Source organism: Paenibacillus sp. PL2-23, from assembly GCF_040834005.1.
Classification (GTDB): Bacteria; Bacillota; Bacilli; order Paenibacillales; family Paenibacillaceae; genus Pristimantibacillus.
This window is the reverse complement of sequence record NZ_CP162129.1, coordinates 2,343,500-2,360,765: the sequence shown is the minus strand read 5'-3', so window position 1 is coordinate 2,360,765 and position 17,266 is coordinate 2,343,500. Positions and strand designations below refer to the sequence as shown.

Annotated in this window: 15 protein-coding genes and 1 pseudogene; 4 read left to right on the top strand and 12 right to left on the bottom strand. The window is 51.7% G+C overall.

Translation table 11 applies throughout. The annotated features are described in order from the left end of the window. Positions 1 to 6: 6 nt before the first annotated feature. From AB1S56_RS09835 to AB1S56_RS09825, 3 genes and pseudogenes are all read right to left on the bottom strand, one after another. Positions 7 to 1,032: pseudogene (locus tag AB1S56_RS09835) on the bottom strand (LacI family DNA-binding transcriptional regulator). Between the two features lie 129 nt (positions 1,033 to 1,161). Beyond that, a complete protein-coding gene (locus AB1S56_RS09830; RefSeq protein WP_340870630.1) occupies positions 1,162 to 2,262 on the bottom strand; it encodes a metallophosphoesterase in 1,101 nt (366 codons plus the stop codon). Positions 2,263 to 2,294: 32 nt separating this feature from the next. Then, on the bottom strand, positions 2,295 to 3,701 hold the full coding sequence (locus AB1S56_RS09825; protein ID WP_367903457.1) for an MATE family efflux transporter: 1,407 nt from the start codon (positions 3,699 to 3,701) through the stop codon (positions 2,295 to 2,297). Positions 3,702 to 3,908: 207 nt separating this feature from the next. Between AB1S56_RS09825 and AB1S56_RS09820 the strand changes: the two genes are divergently transcribed. Next, on the top strand, positions 3,909 to 4,220 hold the full coding sequence (locus tag AB1S56_RS09820) for a YbjQ family protein (protein ID WP_340870628.1): 312 nt from the start codon (positions 3,909 to 3,911) through the stop codon (positions 4,218 to 4,220). 95 nt (positions 4,221 to 4,315) lie between these two features. Here AB1S56_RS09820 and AB1S56_RS09815 read toward each other — a convergent pair whose 3' ends face one another. After that, positions 4,316 to 5,575 carry an FAD-binding protein gene (locus tag AB1S56_RS09815; RefSeq protein ID WP_340870626.1) on the bottom strand — a complete coding sequence of 420 codons (1,260 nt, stop codon included), beginning with the start codon at positions 5,573 to 5,575 and terminating at the stop codon, positions 4,316 to 4,318. Positions 5,576 to 5,705: 130 nt separating this feature from the next. On the opposite strand from AB1S56_RS09815, the gene AB1S56_RS09810 reads away from it, so the two are divergent. Next, on the top strand, positions 5,706 to 6,785 hold the full coding sequence (locus AB1S56_RS09810; protein WP_340870625.1) for a serine hydrolase domain-containing protein: 1,080 nt from the start codon (positions 5,706 to 5,708) through the stop codon (positions 6,783 to 6,785). A 29-nt stretch (positions 6,786 to 6,814) separates the two neighbouring features. Here AB1S56_RS09810 and gndA read toward each other — a convergent pair whose 3' ends face one another. The 7 genes from gndA to AB1S56_RS09775 all read right to left on the bottom strand — a co-directional run bounded on the left by gndA (position 6,815) and on the right by AB1S56_RS09775 (position 13,807). Further along, positions 6,815 to 8,254: an NADP-dependent phosphogluconate dehydrogenase gene (gene gndA / locus AB1S56_RS09805; protein ID WP_367903456.1), complete on the bottom strand. Its 1,440-nt coding sequence runs from the start codon at positions 8,252 to 8,254 to the stop codon at positions 6,815 to 6,817. A gap of 25 nt (positions 8,255 to 8,279) precedes the next feature. After that, positions 8,280 to 8,948 (bottom strand): fructose-6-phosphate aldolase, encoded by a 669-nt coding sequence (gene fsa / locus AB1S56_RS09800; RefSeq protein ID WP_340872038.1) that lies wholly within the window; start codon positions 8,946 to 8,948, stop codon positions 8,280 to 8,282. Between the two features lie 16 nt (positions 8,949 to 8,964). After that, the gene (gene zwf, locus AB1S56_RS09795; protein WP_340872039.1) at positions 8,965 to 10,479 is read right to left on the bottom strand and encodes a glucose-6-phosphate dehydrogenase; all 1,515 of its coding nucleotides are present in this window, start codon (positions 10,477 to 10,479) and stop codon (positions 8,965 to 8,967) included. A 247-nt stretch (positions 10,480 to 10,726) separates the two neighbouring features. Beyond that, positions 10,727 to 12,256 carry an alkyl hydroperoxide reductase subunit F gene (gene ahpF / locus AB1S56_RS09790; protein WP_340872040.1) on the bottom strand — a complete coding sequence of 510 codons (1,530 nt, stop codon included), beginning with the start codon at positions 12,254 to 12,256 and terminating at the stop codon, positions 10,727 to 10,729. Between the two features lie 11 nt (positions 12,257 to 12,267). Then, on the bottom strand, positions 12,268 to 12,831 hold the full coding sequence (ahpC, locus tag AB1S56_RS09785) for an alkyl hydroperoxide reductase subunit C (RefSeq protein ID WP_340872041.1): 564 nt from the start codon (positions 12,829 to 12,831) through the stop codon (positions 12,268 to 12,270). 169 nt (positions 12,832 to 13,000) lie between these two features. Further along, positions 13,001 to 13,231, bottom strand: a complete 231-nt coding sequence (locus AB1S56_RS09780; protein ID WP_340872042.1) for a hypothetical protein — start codon at positions 13,229 to 13,231, stop codon at positions 13,001 to 13,003. 3 nt (positions 13,232 to 13,234) lie between these two features. Next, positions 13,235 to 13,807 carry a hypothetical protein gene (locus AB1S56_RS09775; protein WP_340872043.1) on the bottom strand — a complete coding sequence of 191 codons (573 nt, stop codon included), beginning with the start codon at positions 13,805 to 13,807 and terminating at the stop codon, positions 13,235 to 13,237. A 176-nt stretch (positions 13,808 to 13,983) separates the two neighbouring features. Between AB1S56_RS09775 and AB1S56_RS09770 the strand changes: the two genes are divergently transcribed. Both AB1S56_RS09770 and AB1S56_RS09765 read left to right on the top strand, forming a co-directional pair. Next, a complete protein-coding gene (locus AB1S56_RS09770; RefSeq protein ID WP_367903455.1) occupies positions 13,984 to 14,556 on the top strand; it encodes a TetR/AcrR family transcriptional regulator in 573 nt (190 codons plus the stop codon). A 323-nt stretch (positions 14,557 to 14,879) separates the two neighbouring features. Continuing rightward, complete coding sequence (locus tag AB1S56_RS09765) at positions 14,880 to 16,403, top strand: NarK family nitrate/nitrite MFS transporter (protein ID WP_340872045.1); 1,524 nt, start codon at positions 14,880 to 14,882, stop codon at positions 16,401 to 16,403. Between the two features lie 137 nt (positions 16,404 to 16,540). Here AB1S56_RS09765 and AB1S56_RS09760 read toward each other — a convergent pair whose 3' ends face one another. Further along, positions 16,541 to 17,266: a nucleoside phosphorylase gene (locus AB1S56_RS09760; protein WP_340872046.1), complete on the bottom strand. Its 726-nt coding sequence runs from the start codon at positions 17,264 to 17,266 to the stop codon at positions 16,541 to 16,543.

The window sequence follows — 17,266 nt, the reverse complement described above, 5'->3', positions numbered from 1 at the left end:
AATGAATTAACCAAGTGGAAGCTTCACTTTCGCGCCGCAGCTTTCCCGCTTCACAAGCTCCATCTGGAACATAATTTTCTTGTGCGGAGATAGGTCGCCCTTTTGAATCAATTCCATCATAAGGTCAATACATGCCCCGCCCATTTCGCGAATGGGCTGCCGCACGGTTGTCAATGAGGGGTTGTACAGCTGGGCCATGTTAATATCGTCAAAGCCAACAACAGCAACCACTTCAGGGACCAGAAGTCCCTTGTGGGCTAGTGCCTTGATCGCTCCGATCGCAATTAAATCATTGCCGCAAAAAACCGCGCTGAAATCGGATTTGGCATCCAGCAGCTCCATAATAGAGGTATAACCAAAATGGCTGAATTGAATGGGTTAATCCCGCTTAATAAGCGCATCGTCCACCGCCAATTGATGCATGAACATAGCATTCAGGTAGCCTAGCTCTCTATCATGTGTAACATGAGGACCGCCTAAATAAGCGATTCGTTGGTGGCCAAGAGAGATCAGATGCTCCACGGCATCCTTGGCTCCCTGAAGATGGTCCCCGACGACACAGTTCACACCGGGAATACGCTGTGTCATCGAAACGACGGGTATCTCTCGCTCTCTCAATGCTTGAAGGGGTGACATATCTTCAGCCGAAAACGAGGTTGAGCCATAAATGATACCGTCCACCTTTTTTTCCAGCAGCGTCTTCAGAAAAGCCTGTTCCTTTTCAACATTATTTTGTGTGGAGCAGGCGATCAACGAATATCCCATATCCCAAAGCTTCTCCTGCATGACCTCCGCCAATAAAGCCCAATATTCATTGGATAGCTGCGGCACGATCAGCCCGATGGTTTTGGTTTCCTTCTTGATCATCGATCTCGCGGTCTGATCCGGCTGAAAATCCAGCCTTCTGATTGCTTCCTCAATCTTCTGTCGAGTCTGCAGCTTCACTCGATCCTTTCCATTCAGGACTCTAGATATAGTAGCGATTGATACGCCTGCTTCCTTTGCTACTTCTTTGATCGTTATCTTTTTCATGAAGAACCATCCTCATTATTACATACCTTAATAGTGTAAACGTTTTTACAGTTGTTCTATTGCAAAAGAGAGCTTCCCGTCAAGCTTAAGCAGTTAATGACCATCTGCAGCTCATCATGCGCTGACCTACTAGGAGAAGGTCAGCGTAATGTGAACAATCTCTGAGCGCGAGCCGATCCGGATCGGCGGCCCCCAGAAGCCATAGCCAGATGTAACGATAGTATGAAGCTGCTCCTTGCGCAGGTAACCCCAGTCGTTCTCGAACAGTCGATTGGTTAGAAGATTGCCGGGGGCGATCTGACCGCGATGCGTATGTCCTGATACTACAAGATCGACACCTTGCTGCTGCGCGATATCGTATTCCCTTGGCTGATGCTCCAGCAGAATAAGAGGCTTCGTTAAGTCCACAGCCTGCGTCAAAGAGGCCAAGTCGGCGCGCTCCTCCTCGCTATAATCCTTGCGTCCGATCAGCGTTAACCAGCCATTCACCTCTATCGACTCATCGTACAATATATTCATTCCACTTTCTTCCAGCAAATCAATTAAGGCGTCCATCTCGCCATGGTATCGGTCATGATTGCCTAGAGAGGCATACACTCCGTAGGTGGACTGAATTTCCGCGAGAATGGGTCCTATTCCCTGGTCCACGTAAGGTACAATATCGTCATCGATAATATCGCCGGGGAACAAGACGATGTCGGGCTTCAGTTTATTGATCTCCTCCACCATTCGCATAGCATGCTTCTTGCCTGACAAGTAGCTAAAGTGCATGTCCGAGGCCATTACAACATTCAACTCCCCTGAATCGCTGCCTTTCTTGTCGATGGCAATATCATAGCTGCGTACGTACGGGGTATAAGCGTTGAAGCTTCCATATGCCATAAGACCAGCCAGCAGGATAAGGGTGATTACACCCGACCATCGATGCACCGCGTGTCGAGGAAGCGGAGCAAGACGAGTCAGCCATGTGATCAGATGAACGATAGGCAGCAGCATCAGCAGCAGACTGAACATAGCCAGCCAATAGGAGCCAATAATGCTTAGCAGTACAGAGCCCTCAAAGACACGAGCCAACATGAAGGAGCACGCCAAAAAGACTAACATGATGCTGTAGACGATACGAAATCTAAGCGATAATATCGGTGTCATCCATCGCCAGCCGCTCCATCCAATGTAGAAGACGATTAGCGCGTACAGCAGCAGAAATGCGCTTCCTATCACGATAAACAAATGAATCCCTCTCCCTCTCTATCTAGTACCCTCTAAACCAGCTTGTGTTTATACCACTTCTCTCCCCTGAAGCGGATATAGAAGATGAGGCTTCTGACGCCCCATTCCGCCACCATCGCAATCCATATGCCCATTAAGCCATAACCGAAGGTAATGCCAAGCAGGTAGCCGAATACAATACGGAACAGCCACATGGTTAGCAGCGATACGATGGAGGTGAACTTGGAATCTCCTGCTGCCCGCAGCGCCGAAGGCATAATGAAGCTAAGCGACCAGAGGAAGGGCTGTGCTATCGAAATGAGTATAATTAACGCAAAGATCTGCGGGATAATCGTTTCTGGCGGCGCATATAAGCGGACAAGCCACGGGAACAGCAGCAGCAGTATACCCGTGATGAGGACAAAAAACGCCGTTGACAGCCACATGAACGACCCAATGAACTTACGGGCATCCTCTATATTTTTGCGGCCGATGCTTTGCCCCACCACAGTAATAATCGCTACGCTCAGCGCGGTTCCTCCAATCTGGAACAGCATCGACAGCGAGCCAGCGATCGCATTAGCTGTAATCGCCAAGGTTCCCAGCTGCACGATAAACGTCTGAGTCAGCAGCTTGCCGCCATTGAAGAACATTTGCTCCGCGGCAAAGGGCACGCCGATATACATTATTTTTTTCATAATGTCTCTATGAAATCGCAGCGTTTCTCTTATCTTAAACCGTAATGACTGATTATAACGCAGCAAATAGAAGAAGGACGCAGCTGTTCCGATTATACGCGCCAGTATGATGGATATAGCCAGGCCTAATACGCCAAGATCCCATACAATAACAAACAGGATATTGAGCAAAAAGTAGCCCACATTCAGAATCAAGGACAATATCAGGCTTGCCTTCGTCTCCGCTACGCCCCGCAGCGCCCCCGTAATTGCGGAATAAATGCCGAAGAAGGGATACGAGATGCAGCTGCCGATCAAGAAGATCTTCGCGTTACGCAGCACCTCTTCATCTGCATCTCCGAACAGAAACTGCAAGATCGGATTGTGGAACAGGATGACCAGCAAGCTAATGACAAGGGCAACAATCGCCGCTGACGATATAGACTGCGAGGCCGCCTTCGCTACCATCTCTTGATTGCCGCTTCCCCGGTACTGCGCAACCAGCACGGTGCCTCCCGTAGCTACCGCAATAAACAAATTCATAATAAATATATTGATGGAGTCCACCATACTGACCGCACTGACAGCCGCGACCCCCGAGGAGCTAATCATGGCTGTATTCAGGAACGAGAGCAGCACGATAAAGGCGGAATCAACAAACAAGGGAATAATAATACCGAATACTTGTCGATAATCCATCGAGCTGCCGGAGAAAAAACGATGTAACATGGCTTCCAGCTTATTTCTAGCTTCTGTAGTTGCTTTAGCTTCTCTAGCTTCCATTGTGGCATACCGGCTTTCTACCCTAATTATTTATGCTCCATCTTGCCTTGACTGCATCATGCAATGCTCCTATTGTCCGTCATTCTCCCCTCACAAGCAACCTCTTCTTGCAAAAATACAGGAAACGCTTGAATAGAAAGCGGAACCTACATGCTTCAGCAACGTATGAACGTTTATTCTATTTATTTAGCGAAGGAGAATGTAGACATGCTAATCACAACTACGGCAACCGTTGAAGGTTATCCAGTTAAGCAATATTTGGGCATCACGACAGGCGAGGTTATTATGGGAGCGAACGTAGTAAGAGACTTTATGGCGTCCATCACGGACTTTGTAGGAGGACGCTCCGGCGTATATGAGTCCAAGCTCCAGGAAGCCCGAGACGCCGCATTCGCAGAGATGACGCAGCACGCCTCCCGCATGGGCGCAAATGCCATCGTCGGGGTGGACATCGATTACGAGGTTATTCGCGAAGGCATGCTGATGGTAGCGGTAAGCGGCACCGCAGTGATCATTTAATAGCATCAGGAAATCCAATAGCATCATGAAGAAGCCCTCCCCTCAGCCAAATCGCTGATCGAGAGGGCTTCCGGCATATGCGGCAAAGGTGTCATTCAAGCCCTGTTCAGCACATATCGCTCAAGAAAAGAATTGTGGAACTTGCCTTCGGGATCGAAGCGTTCAGCCAAGCTCCGGAAGTCGCCGAGCTTCTCATAGAGCGGCTGGAGGTGCTCTGGACCCATCGTGAACAGCTTGCCCCAATGAGGACGAGCGCTCCATCGCTCCAGGCTCTCTTCGATCAGCGGGAGCACTTGACGAACCTCGTCCCACACTGGCTTCCAGGTAAAATGAATGCCTATTGTAGCCTGGCCGCGATAAGGACTTAACCACAAATCATCGGCCGCTACTGTCCGAACCTCCGACACGTACAGTAGCGGAGAGATCCTCGCCCGAAGCCTATCGAGTGCGCACAGTGCCTCATACGCATGCTCTCGAGCGACAAAATATTCGCTCTGCAGCTCCTCTCCAGCGCTTGGCGTAAAGTCCATTCGGAAATGCGGCAGCCGCTCATGCCATGGACCCGGGACGCTCAGCTGCTCGCTGCAATTGATGGATGCGAAGCCCGGCACGGGATGCAGCTTTACCGCCGAGGCCTTCGCCCCAAAGTAATGACTTGGATAGGATACATCCTCAGCATGCTGACGCTTCAGCCACACCTGGTTAAACAGCGAGTCCTGCCAATCCGTGAACAAGCTCACGCTGTAGCCGCCGGCGAATATAGCGTCAAGACTGTCCTCCAGCTTGGCCAGCGGAAGGCCTTCGTAGACGGTTTGGCTGACCTCATACGCCGGCACTACATTCAGTGTCAGCTTCGTCACTATCCCCAGCGCACCGACATTTACAACCGCTCCGGGGAACGTATCGGGATGCTCCTCGCGAGACAATGAGATGAGCTCGCCATCTGACTTTATAATCTCCAGGGCATCCACCTCTGTCGCTAGGCTGCCATTCCTGTCGCCGGAGCCGTGCGTTGCCGTGGCACAAGCGCCAGCGACGGAAATATGGGGCAGCGACGCCAGATTGCGAAGCGCATAGCCGTGCTTATGCAGGTAGCTCCCGAGCTCGCCATAACGAATGCCTCCTTCTACAGTCACCTTCCCACGCTCCTTGTCCAGCCATAGGACACGGTTCAAGCGCTCCAGGGAGAGGTGGACACCTTCAGTGTCCGCAAGGCCGTTGAAGGAGTGGCGTGAGCCCAGGGATTTGACAACTTGGCCGGCTGCGACCAGCTCCTGGGCTTGCTCCACAGTTTCCGGAGCATATAGGCCGATTGAGTGATAACGATAATTGCCCCCCCAGTTACGTTCCAACATACCAATGACAGCTCCTTTGATGATTTGTCCCGAGTATATCATCATACGGGATATGTAACCATGATTCCTTTTGTACGTACAATCCAATGCTGGCTTACCTGCCAAGCACTTAGAGAAAGAAGTGAACACTTTGGAGCAAGCAATTGGGAAAATATTAAAGCAAAGCCGCGTCAGCCGCTTCTCAAGCAAGCCCAACCACCGACTGGCGATCGGTCTGATTCAGAATGGACGGCTGTTGATATGGTCTGACGGTCAACCCATTGCCCATATGGAGTCGGAGGATGCTTACGAAATCGGCTCGCTTACCAAAACAATGACAGGCCTGCTCCTGGCCATTGGCGAGAGGAAAGGCTATTGGAGCGCGACAGACTCGCTTGCCGAACTCGTGCCGGAATGGTCCGCAAGCCCTTTCGCCCAAGCTGCAACCCTGCACCAGCTTGTTACGCACACCTCTCATTTGCCTAGAATTCCAGCCAATTTCCGCGAAACCGTTACAGATAAGCTTAATCCTTACTCCAATTACAAGGAGGAGCACCTAGCAGCAGCTGTGCTTGCTGAGAATAAGAAGCCGAGTTCCCCTAAGCATCTGTACTCCAATTACGGCTTCGGCCTGCTTGGCTGGATTCTCGCAAGGCGCCTCGGGCTCAGCCTGGGCGAGCTGCTGCAGGAGCACATCCTGAAGCCGCTAGGCATGAATGCCACGAAGCTTCGCGCGAGAGAGCAGTCCTCCACCCAGAGTCTCCCCCCAGTATTCAACGCCAAAGGCAGTGCTGTCCCCCATTGGGACTTCCATGAAGCAATGGCTGGCGCCGGTGCCGTCTGCTCCACGATGCCCGATATGCTTCGCTACATACAGGCTCAGCTAGGCCAGGCGGATGAAGCTCTGCACCTCGCCATTCAGCACAGCCAGAAGGAGCATCATCCCCTTCTCAAGAGCAGAGGCATTGGCGTCGGTTATGCATGGATGTTCTATAAGGAGAAGGATGGCTCTACTACGTATTGGCATAACGGCGGCACTTATGGCTCCACGAGCTTCCTATCCTTTAACCCCCAGCATGGAGCAGGCTTCGTGATCCTGTCCAATTATGGCACAGATATCAGAAGCCAGCTGCCGCTCATCGGCATCAATAGGATGAATGTGGATAAGCTGGCAAGGATCATCTCCGCAGATCTGTATCGAAATGCAAAAATCCCGGCGAGGTATTCATAGCCCCGCCGGGAGTGTAAGTTGCACTCTTATTATTTGGTTGGAACAGCCTGTCCGTTCGGAGCTTCCATCCAATTGAAATGGAACGTGCCTTCCTTGTCTACACGCTTGAACGTATGAGCGCCGAAGTAGTCGCGCTGCGCTTGCAGCAGGTTCGCCGGCAGGCGCTCCGTACGGTAGCTGTCGAAGTACGCCAGCGCGCTCGCGAATGCCGGTACCGGCACACCGTTCGTCACGGCTGCAGCGACAACCTCGCGCCATGCGCCCTGGTACGATTCCACGATGTTCTGGAAGTACGGATCCAGCAGCAGGTTGCGAAGCTCCGGATCGCGGTCGTACGCGTCCTTGATGTTCTGCAGGAAGCGCGCGCGGATAATGCAGCCGCCGCGGAAGATCATCGCGATGTCGCCGTAGCGCAGATCCCAGCCGTACTCCTCGGAAGCCGCGCGCATCTGCGCGAAGCCTTGCGCGTAGGAGCAAATTTTGCTCGCGAACAGCGCCTTGCGCACGGATTCAATGAATGCCGCCTTATCGCCTTGGAACGGCGCCTTCGCAGGGCCCTTCAGCACTTTGCTTGCCGCTACGCGCTCTTCCTTCATAGCCGACAGGAAGCGAGTGAATACGGATTCCGTTATGATGGACAGCGGCACGCCCAGATCCAGCGAGCTTTGGCTCGTCCATTTGCCTGTGCCCTTCTGTCCCGCGGAGTCCAGAATCACATCTACCATCGGCTTGCCCGTCTCCGGATCGTATTTCGCGAAGATGTCGCGCGTAATTTCGATCAGGTAGCTGTCCAGCTCGCCTTTGTTCCACTCCGTGAAAATTTCATGGAGCTCCTCCGTGCTGACGCCCAGCACGTTCTGCAGCAGGTCGTACGCTTCGCAGATCAGCTGCATATCGCCGTATTCGATGCCGTTGTGCACCATTTTCACGTAATGGCCAGCGCCGTCCGGTCCAATGTACGTGCAGCATGCGTCCTCGCCAACCTTGGCGGAGATAGCCGTCAGAATTGGCTCCACCAGCTCGTAGGCCGACTTCTGTCCGCCCGGCATAATGGATGGGCCCTTCAGCGCGCCCTCTTCGCCGCCGGATACGCCCGTACCGATGAAGCGGAAGCCCTTCGCCTCCAGCTCCTTGCTGCGGCGCTGCGTGTCAGGGAAATAAGCGTTGCCGCCGTCGATGATGATGTCGCCATGGTCCAGATGCGGAACAAGCGATTCGATCGTCGCGTCAGTACCCGCGCCCGCCTGCACCATGATCAGGATCTTGCGCGGCGTCTCCAGCGACTGCACGAACTCCTCGATGGAGTAAGCCGGCACCAGGTTTTTGCCCGCCGCTTCCTTCATCAGATCATCCGTCTTCTCGCGGGAACGGTTGAACACCGATACCGTGAAGCCTCTGCTTTCAATATTCAAAGCCAGGTTCTTGCCCATAACGGCAAGACCGATTACGCCGATTTGTTGTTTAGACATGGTTGATCCTCCTTCTTGTATCGAACTAAACCAATGTGGTTTTTTTCCAGTCAGCCGCAAATTTCTCCATACCTTGATCAGTCAGCGGATGCTTGGAAATTTGCTCGATCACCGAGAAAGGAATCGTAGCGATGTGCGCTCCCGCCATAGCAACACGTGTAACATGATCGGGATGGCGAACGGAAGCAGCGATAATTTGTGTATCCAGATTATGTGTGCGGAACAGCTCAGCAACCTTCGATACAAGCAGTACGCCATCCTCGGAGATGTCGTCCAGACGGCCCAGGAACGGAGACACGTAAGTAGCGCCGGCGCGAGCCGCAAGTAGCGCTTGGTTCACTGTAAAGATCAGCGTTACGTTTGTTTTGACGCCTTTTTTGGCCAGGTAGCGGCATGCTTCCAGACCCGCAATCGTCATAGGCAGCTTGATGGTAATGTTTTTGTCGTTGTTGTTGATTTTGATCAGCTCATTAGCTTGCGCGATCATTTCTTCCGCTGTCACCGCGTCTGGCGTTACTTCGGCCGATACGGACTCCACCTCAGGCACTTCTTTGAGGATTTCCTCGATACGGTCCTCGAATTTTACGCCTTCCTTGGCAACAAGCGATGGGTTCGTTGTTACACCGGACAAAACGCCGATTTTATATGCCTTTTTAATATCTGCCAGATTCGCTGTGTCAATAAAAAACTTCATTGTTCATGACCTCCAATTATTGGTTTATATGTGCTAATGGCTTGACTTCAACTGCTGTCCCCTCTTGCTCGGGCTTTGCGTCGAACCACCAGTGATAGCCGTCTCTAGCCAGCAGGGCATCCGATTCGGCTGGGCCGTAGGAGCCTGCTTCGTAAACATGCAGCGGAATAAGGTTCTCCTCGTAAGCTTCAAGAACGGGCTGTACCCAAGCCCATGAAGCCTCCACTTCGTCCCAATGGGCAAAAAACGTGGAATCGCCCAGCAGAGCGTCGCGAATCAGATTCTCATAAGCTTCGGGAACGTCATCGCCGCTGGAATGTATATCAATTTGAACCGGCTTGAACTCGCCTTTGCTTTTGGAGTCCATCGTATTCAATTGAAGCTTGATGCTGTCTGTAGGACTCATCTCGATAACGAGCAGATTGGGCTCCACTGTCGAAGCCGTGGCTTGCTTCAGGGGCTCCTTGAATTCGATGACGATACGTGTAGCCTTCTCCTTCATACGCTTGCCTGTACGAATGTAGAACGGCACGCCTCTCCAGAAGGAATCGTCAATGGTAAGCTTTGCCGCAACAAATGTGTCGTTCGTCGATTCAGGAGCGATTCCTGGCTCGGACGTATATCCCACAACGGAGCTGCCTTTGATGGTGCCGGCTCCGTATTGGCCGCGGACGACCGAAGTGCCAACATCCTGCTTCTGCAGCGTCTCCAGCGCTTCCATAACAAGCTTCTTCTTGTATCTTACTTGTTCCGCGTCGCTCTTATGCGGCGTTCGGATCGCAGTCATCATTAACAGCTGCAGCATATGATTCTGGAACATATCACGAATGGCGCCTACATGATCGTAATAGCCCGCTCGTTCTTCTACTCCGACAGTTTCCGCTGCTGTAATCTGTACGTTGGCGATATTCCGATTGTTCCAGATTGCCTGGATAACTGGATTGGTCTGTTGAAGCACCTTCAGCATTTGAACCATCGGCTTGCCAAGATAATGATCGATACGGAATATTTCTTCCTCCGCAAATGCTTTGCCTAACATCCCGTTGAGCTCTCGGGCTGTCTTCAGATCATGGCCGAAAGGCTTCTCGATAACGAGCCGTTTCCAGCCATCCGCAGAACCAAGTCCGCTCTCCTGAATATTTGCGGCAATTGTCTCGAAGAACTCAGGTCCTACTGACAAGTAGAACAAACGGTTCGGCGCTATGCCGAGTCTGCTCTCCCGTTCCTCGATCTTGGCCAGAAGCTTCAAATAATCTTCCTTGCGGCCTATATCTAATACGTTATAGCTGAACGCCTGTAGGAACTGCTCCATCTTGGCGTCATCATTCGGCTGTCTGCGGGAAAATTCCTTGAGAGATCGCTCGATATTAGCCCGGAACGTCTCATCAGCAAGCTCCCTGCGGCCAAGCCCAATTAAGGAAAAGGACTGAGGCAGCTTATCGTCGATAAACAAATTATAAAGGGCAGGATAGATTTTGCGTTTGGCTAAATCCCCAGTTGCGCCAAACAATACAAATGTGGTCGGCTCCATATCCCTTCTCCTCCCTTCAGAGCTACGCTTATTCCGTCGGCGATTTCGATCGGCTGCTCTGTTTTATTTTTGTAATTACACTATAATACAAGGAGGAGCTATACATGTAATTCGTATAATTAACAATAGCTATAAATACAGTCTATACCCTTATCGTACCCTTAACGACATTAGACGGAACGAATGCAAAGAAAAGCCGTACCTTCGCCAAGTGGCGAGGAAACAGCTCTCTTCGTGATCCATATATTTAGTTGCGGATCAAATAGTCAAATGCGCCGAGGGCAGCGTTCGCTCCAGATCCCATAGATATGATAATTTGCTTATAAGGACTGTTTGTACAGTCGCCCGCAGCGAATACGCCAGGCAAGCTTGTAGCTCCGTGGTTGTTGATCACGATCTCGCCCATGCGCGTGCGCTCAACGGCATCGCCCAGCCAGTCGGTGTTCGGCACAAGACCAATCTGCACAAACACGCCCTGAAGCTCCACATGATGCACCAGCCCCGTGTCACGGTCGGTATAAGAAATGCCATTAACCTTGTCAGTGCCGGTAATTTCTTTGGTTTGGGCGTTTTTGATCACCGTAACGTTCGGCAGGCTGTACAGACGATCCTGCAGCACGGAATCAGCCTTCAGCTCTGGATTAAATTCCAGCACAGTCACATGCTTCACGATGCCCGCAAGATCGATTGCAGCCTCGATGCCGGAGTTGCCGCCGCCGATAACCGCCACATCTTTCCCTGCGAATAGAGGGCCATCACAGTGCGGGCAATAAGCCACGCCTTTGTTCTTGAACTCCTCTTCGCCAGGCACGCCTATATTGCGCCAGCGAGCGCCAGTCGACAGGATGACGGTTTTGCTCTTCAGCACGGCGCCATTCTCGAGCTCGAGCTCGATCAGATCCTTTTTCTCCAGACGAGTAGCCCGCTGCAGCTTCATCACGTCGACTTGGTATTCCTTCACATGCTCCTCAAGACTTGCAGCAAGCTTCGGACCTTCCGTGTACTTCACGCTGATGAAGTTCTCGATGCCAACCGTGTCCATCACTTGCCCGCCAAAGCGCTCAGCAACGATACCTGTGCGAATGCCCTTGCGAGCCGCATAGATCGCCGCGCTGGCACCTGCTGGACCGCCGCCCACTACAAGCACGTCGAACGGAGCCTTGTCGTTAAACTCAGAAGCGTCAGGAGCTTCCACGATTTTGGCCAAAATTTCCTCAATCGACATACGGCCGCTGCCAAAGGTCTCGCCGTTCAGCAATACCGTCGGTACAGCCATTACGCCCTTGCTTTCAACCTCATCCTTGAACACGGCTCCGTCAATCATAGTGTGCGAGATGCCGGGATTCAGAATGCTCATGAGATTAAGAGCCTGTACAACGTCAGGGCAGTTGTGGCAGCTCAAGCTGATATAGGATTCGAAGGCATAAGTGCCTTTGATGCCTTTGATCCCATCAATTACACTTTGATCCACCTTCGGCGCTCTGCCGCTTGCTTGAAGCAAGGCCAGCACAAGCGACGTAAACTCATGGCCGAGCGGGATACCGGCGAATACAACACCGGTATCCTCTCCTGCTCGGTTAACGCTGAAGCTAGGTGTTCTGCTTAGCTCCGCGCGCTCCACTTGAATGCGGGAAGTCATGCTTACAAGCTCGTCCATCAGAGCAAGCATGTCCTTCGACGCGGGATCGGCTCCCGCGCTGACTTTGATCAGCACATCGCCTTCCATAAGCTGAAGATACTGCTGCAGCTGTGCCTTAATATCTGCGTCTAATAACATCGCAAAGCTCCTTAGATCTTGCCAACAAGATCAAGGCTTGGCTTAAGCGTTGTGGAGCCTTCTTGCCACTTGGCAGGGCATACCTCGCCTGGATTGTTGCGAACGTATTGCGCAGCCTTGATTTTGTTGATCAGCGAGCTTGCATCGCGGCCAATGCCGCCAGCAGTGATTTCTACCGTTTGGATTACGCCGTCCGGATCGATGATGAATGTGCCGCGGTCAGCAAGTCCGTCCTCTTCGATCAGAACGTCGAAGTTGCGGGAGATCGTATGGGATGGGTCACCAATCATGATGTACTCGATTTTGCCGATTGTTTCGGAGCTGTCATGCCATGCTTTGTGCGTGAAGTGAGTATCTGTCGATACGGAGTATACTTCTACGCCAAGGGACTTCAATGTAGCGTATTGATCTTGCAGGTCGCCAAGCTCAGTCGGGCATACGAAAGTGAAGTCAGCCGGATAGAAGCACACAACGCTCCATTTGCCTTTGAAATCAGCTTCGGATACATCGATGAATTTGCCATTGTGGTAAGCGGACGCTTTGAACGGTAGTACTTCTTTTCCAATAAGGGACATTGATATTCTCTCCTTTGATTATCATTCTTTGTTTGTAATTATTATAAACTGAATCTAAAACTAAATATAATCATTTCGGCACGGCTTGTCAAGTGGTTTAAACAGCTTTTCGAGAATAATTCTCACTTTACAAGTTGAACACATAAAGAGTTACCTAATTCACCAGCTTTCATACATCGCGGCACATGACCGACGTATCACCGTCGCCTTCCTGCCGCTCAACCACTCCCCTATGCTGTTCTCCGGTCGAACCGCATATGAGCACGGAGCGAATGCCTCGGCCGCGCAGATCTCGGATATGCGCCAGCGTCGCCTCCGCGTTCAACGATTCATCATTATGGAACGCCGTCGGAACCGCAATATGTATGTTTTCCTTCAACATGTCCATCCCTGCTTTCATTCGTCAGTCTCCGGAGGTATGAACGAAATCACGTCCGCCATAATGATCCACGGCGAAGCTGAATACAACCTTCAGCATGAACAGCTGGCTAACAATCGTCATGAATGGCCCGCCCCCTTGCTGCATCGGAATCCACACAAGTCCAGTTGCCAGCAGCACGCCTCCCAGCATCAATTGCCGGCTTCCTCTCTGAGCATTGATGAACAATGCACAAGCGGCAGTATACAGCCATACGAGCACGGAATCCAACATAGGCGCTTCAAGCAATGCCGCAATAAGCAGGATATGAACGTGCACGAAAATAAACAAAAGACGTTTTCGCGGATGTGCCGCGTAATAATCGCTTGTTGATCGGGTGAAGTTCGCTATGCAGCCGCATAAGACGTCGAACACGAGCAGATAAGCGAAGAGGCTCCGCCATAACGGCAGCTCCTCATGGATGGACGGGTAGATCGAAAACAAAACTGCGGCACATGCGGTGCCGAACGTCAGAATGGTAATGATGGCGATCACGCTCTGCTCTCTGCCGAATATTTCATGCAGATACGCAGGGATTCGAACTTTATTTATGCTCATGACAACGCCTCCTCAAATTTTGTAGTGAAACTAAATTAATACTACAATATTAGTATGCTGTCATTCATTTCTAATGTCAATATTTTTGTAGCAATTTAATTGATTTACTACAAATCTTTCGCTACACTTAGTAAGGGGTGAAGGATCAGATGAACGGCTTTGAACGAAGAACTCAGATGAAGAAACAGCATATTTATGAAGCGGCTGCCGAGTTGATAGCTAGTAATGGCTTCGCAAAAGTCAGCGTACAGGACATTGCGGACAAAGCCGGTGTATCGCCGGCAACGATCTATAATTATTTTGGCACCAAAGAGCAGCTGCACGCGGACATGCTGGAATTTTGGGTGAATGAGCAGATCGTGGCGTACGAGGAAATCCTCGCATCCAATAGGCCCTATCCGGAGAAGGTAAAAGCGATTATGCTGATGGAATCCCGCAACGTCAAAGCCATTCTTCCCGAGGCATCTCTGCCGTCATTGCCATTGCTGCCGGAGGGCAGCGAGGACAGGCTTCAGTCGTTTTTTGTTCGACTTGCGGACGAGGGGCAGGCAGAAGGATATATGGATCGGAGCTTAACGGATGTACTGCTGCTGCGATATTTCCGCATGTATATGAGCGAATTGCGCCATATTTCCACTTCCGGCAGCCAAGCCGAACAGGAAGCAGCGGTCGACCAGCTGCTGCATCTGTTCTTCTACGGGCTAATGGGCCAAACCGCAATAAAAGCGGCGGACAGCGATCGCGGATAAGTGTAATAAAACCTCACATAACAATGCGCTTTCTTTAATTAAATCCCAAAAACCTAACACAAACCTCTTGACGTCCCGCAAAAAGCACTTATTATAGAGTAAAAGCCCTTGATTCATTGGAGAATAGGGAGGGCATAAGCATCAAGTGTAAGATAAATTAACATCATTTGTTTGAAATTAGAAACCGGCACAACGATGTTCTGGTCTCTGAGGGCAATGTGGCCCTGTGTAAGCAAGATGAGGCAACGCATTTTGGCGATGTTGCGCTTCTCTTGCTTGTACAGGGCCTTTTCGCGCAAAAAAATGTTCAGGAGGGATTGTCTATGAAGGTTGTAGATTTGTTCAAAGTGAAAAACGAAAGCATTAAAGTGCTGCACCTAACCATGATTGCCTTCTTCATTACCTTCGTGACCTGGTTCAACATGGCTCCGCTGGCAACAACGATGATAAGCGACATGGGCTGGTTGACCAAGGAGCATATCGCCGTTCTGGGATTGCTGAACGTAGCGCTTACGGTGCCGGCGCGCATTATTATCGGCAGCTTGCTTGACCGATTTGGACCAAGGAAAGTGTTCAGTATTTTATTAGTCACCATGTCCATACCGACCTTCGTATTCGCTTTTGGTGACGGATGGGCGCAGCTTGCGATCTCCCGCTTGCTGCTAAGCTCGATCGGCGCAGGATTCGTTATCGGGATCCGCATGGTATCCGAGTGGTTCCCGCCAAAATCGATCGGATTCGCTGAAGGCTTCTATGCAGGCTGGGGCAACTTCGGCTCCGCGTTTGCGGCCATGACATTGCCATGGGTGGCTCTGACGCTGATCGGTGGAGATAACGGCTGGAGATATGCGATCGCAACGACCGGACTGATCTGTTTGATATACGGCTTTATCTACTACGCGCTTGTCAAAGATACGCCGGAGAACAAGGCTTATTTCAAACCAAAGAAATCGTCCGCGCTGGAAGTCAGCAGCTGGGGCGATCTGGTGCAGCTGATCCTATGGACGATACCGCTAGTTAGCGTATTGGCGCTGCTCACATGGCGAATCGACAAATTTGACCTCTTGTCTGCTTCTTTCTCAACGATCGTGTATATTGTTCTGGGTCTGGTGCTTGTCTATCAAGTGATTCGCATTCTGCAAGTCAACGTACCGATCCTGAAGAAAGGCGTGCCGGAAGACGATCGTTATAAGTTCAAAAATGTAGCTGCCCTCAACACGACTTACTTCGCAAACTTCGGAGCGGAGCTGGCGGTTGTCTCCATGCTTCCGATGTTCTTCCAAACAACGTTCTCGTTATCGCCGACAGCAGCGGGCCTGATCGCATCGACATTCGCATTCGTCAATCTGTTCGCCAGGCCGCTGGGAGGATACTTGTCGGATCGCCTGAAAAGCCGCAAACAGGTCATGTTGGTCTATATGGGCGGCATCGTTCTGGGCTTCCTGAGCATGGGACTCATGACGGAGAGCTTCCCGCTCGTCGCTGCAGTCGCCCTTACGATCTTAACCTCCATGTTCGTACAGGGAGCTGAAGGCTCGACATTTGCGATCATACCGATGATCAAAAAACGCGTTACGGGACAAATTGCGGGTATGGCCGGAGCTTACGGCAACGTCGGGGCGCTTACTTACTTGACCATCCTGACCTTCGTGACGCCGCAGCAATTTTTCTTCGTGCTGGCCGGAGGAGCCGTTCTAAGCTTCCTGAGCTGCGCGCTGCTGCTCGAGGAACCCAAAAATGCCCACGGAGACGAATACGTGTTGTCCTCCGTCGACAGAGCGTTAACCCAACCGTCGGCAGCAAGCCCTTCAGTTATCAGAGATTTGCCTGCCGCTTCGACTAAGTAACAGCGCTCGTCATACAAGAACAATCGAAATAACGATCTTTAACCAAGCCCCCGCACCGAAAACTGGTGAAGGGGGCTTTTTCATCCCCACAGAAAAGACTCTGACCAGACGCTGCATCAATCCCAATAATGCGCGATTCATTCCACCGCCAGCTTCGCGATCGCTTCAAGCGCGGCTTGAATCTCGCGCTCGACGGCATCCGCCACCACATTGGTATGGGGATCATATTCCGCCGCCAGATCAGAATCTGCGTATCCGTCAAGCGCAACGATCGCCCCTGCCCTCGCGCCGCGGAGCGCGGCCACAACGTAGAGCGCAGCAATCTCCATCTCGACAGCCAGCGCGCCCGCCCCCTTGTATAGCTTATGCGGCACCTCGACCACACCAGAGAAGAAGACATCAAGCGTAACGGTAATGCCCTTCTTCACGATGCCTTCGGACGCCCGCGCCGACTCATACAATGCATTCACGATTTCGCTATCAGCAACCGCCGGGAATCCCTCCGGCACAAGCTGCTTCGTCAATCCATCAGCCCGAACCGCCGCCGTGCTTACAATGAGGCTGCCCGCAGGATGGTCGGCAGAATAGGAGCCGGCGGTGCCTACGCGAATCAGCGTCTTCACGCCGCCCTTGATCAGCTCCTCGAAGCAGACAGCCGCTCCCGGGGAGCCGACTCCATGGCTGACCACGGCAAGCTTCACGCCTTTGTATTCGCCGACGAAAGTCCGGTATTCTCTGGCGTAAGCCAGCTCCTTCGCGCCATCCAGCTTCTTCGCGATTAGCTCTGCTCGACGGGGATCGCCGCAGACGATCGCGAACGCCGGCAATTGCTCCGAGTGAACCTCCAGAATAGGAAGATACAT

What these genes read in the sequence shown, in the direction of transcription:
- AB1S56_RS09775 (WP_340872043.1), bottom strand. Translation starts at nt 13,807, where the DNA reads ATGAGCATAAATAAAGTTCGAATCCCTGCGTATCTGCATGAAATATTC.
- AB1S56_RS09780 (WP_340872042.1), bottom strand. Translation starts at nt 13,231, where the DNA reads ATGAAAGCAGGGATGGACATGTTGAAGGAAAACATACATATTGCGGTT.
- AB1S56_RS09760 (WP_340872046.1), bottom strand. Translation starts at nt 17,266, where the DNA reads ATGTATCTTCCTATTCTGGAGGTTCACTCGGAGCAATTGCCGGCGTTC.
- AB1S56_RS09815 (WP_340870626.1), bottom strand. Translation starts at nt 5,575, where the DNA reads ATGTTGGAACGTAACTGGGGGGGCAATTATCGTTATCACTCAATCGGC.
- zwf (WP_340872039.1), bottom strand. Translation starts at nt 10,479, where the DNA reads ATGGAGCCGACCACATTTGTATTGTTTGGCGCAACTGGGGATTTAGCC.
- AB1S56_RS09770 (WP_367903455.1), top strand. Translation starts at nt 13,984, where the DNA reads ATGAAGAAACAGCATATTTATGAAGCGGCTGCCGAGTTGATAGCTAGT.
- ahpC (WP_340872041.1), bottom strand. Translation starts at nt 12,831, where the DNA reads ATGTCCCTTATTGGAAAAGAAGTACTACCGTTCAAAGCGTCCGCTTAC.
- AB1S56_RS09765 (WP_340872045.1), top strand. Translation starts at nt 14,880, where the DNA reads ATGAAGGTTGTAGATTTGTTCAAAGTGAAAAACGAAAGCATTAAAGTG.
- ahpF (WP_340872040.1), bottom strand. Translation starts at nt 12,256, where the DNA reads ATGTTATTAGACGCAGATATTAAGGCACAGCTGCAGCAGTATCTTCAG.
- gndA (WP_367903456.1), bottom strand. Translation starts at nt 8,254, where the DNA reads ATGTCTAAACAACAAATCGGCGTAATCGGTCTTGCCGTTATGGGCAAG.
- AB1S56_RS09820 (WP_340870628.1), top strand. Translation starts at nt 3,909, where the DNA reads ATGCTAATCACAACTACGGCAACCGTTGAAGGTTATCCAGTTAAGCAA.
- AB1S56_RS09825 (WP_367903457.1), bottom strand. Translation starts at nt 3,701, where the DNA reads ATGGAAGCTAGAGAAGCTAAAGCAACTACAGAAGCTAGAAATAAGCTG.
- fsa (WP_340872038.1), bottom strand. Translation starts at nt 8,948, where the DNA reads ATGAAGTTTTTTATTGACACAGCGAATCTGGCAGATATTAAAAAGGCA.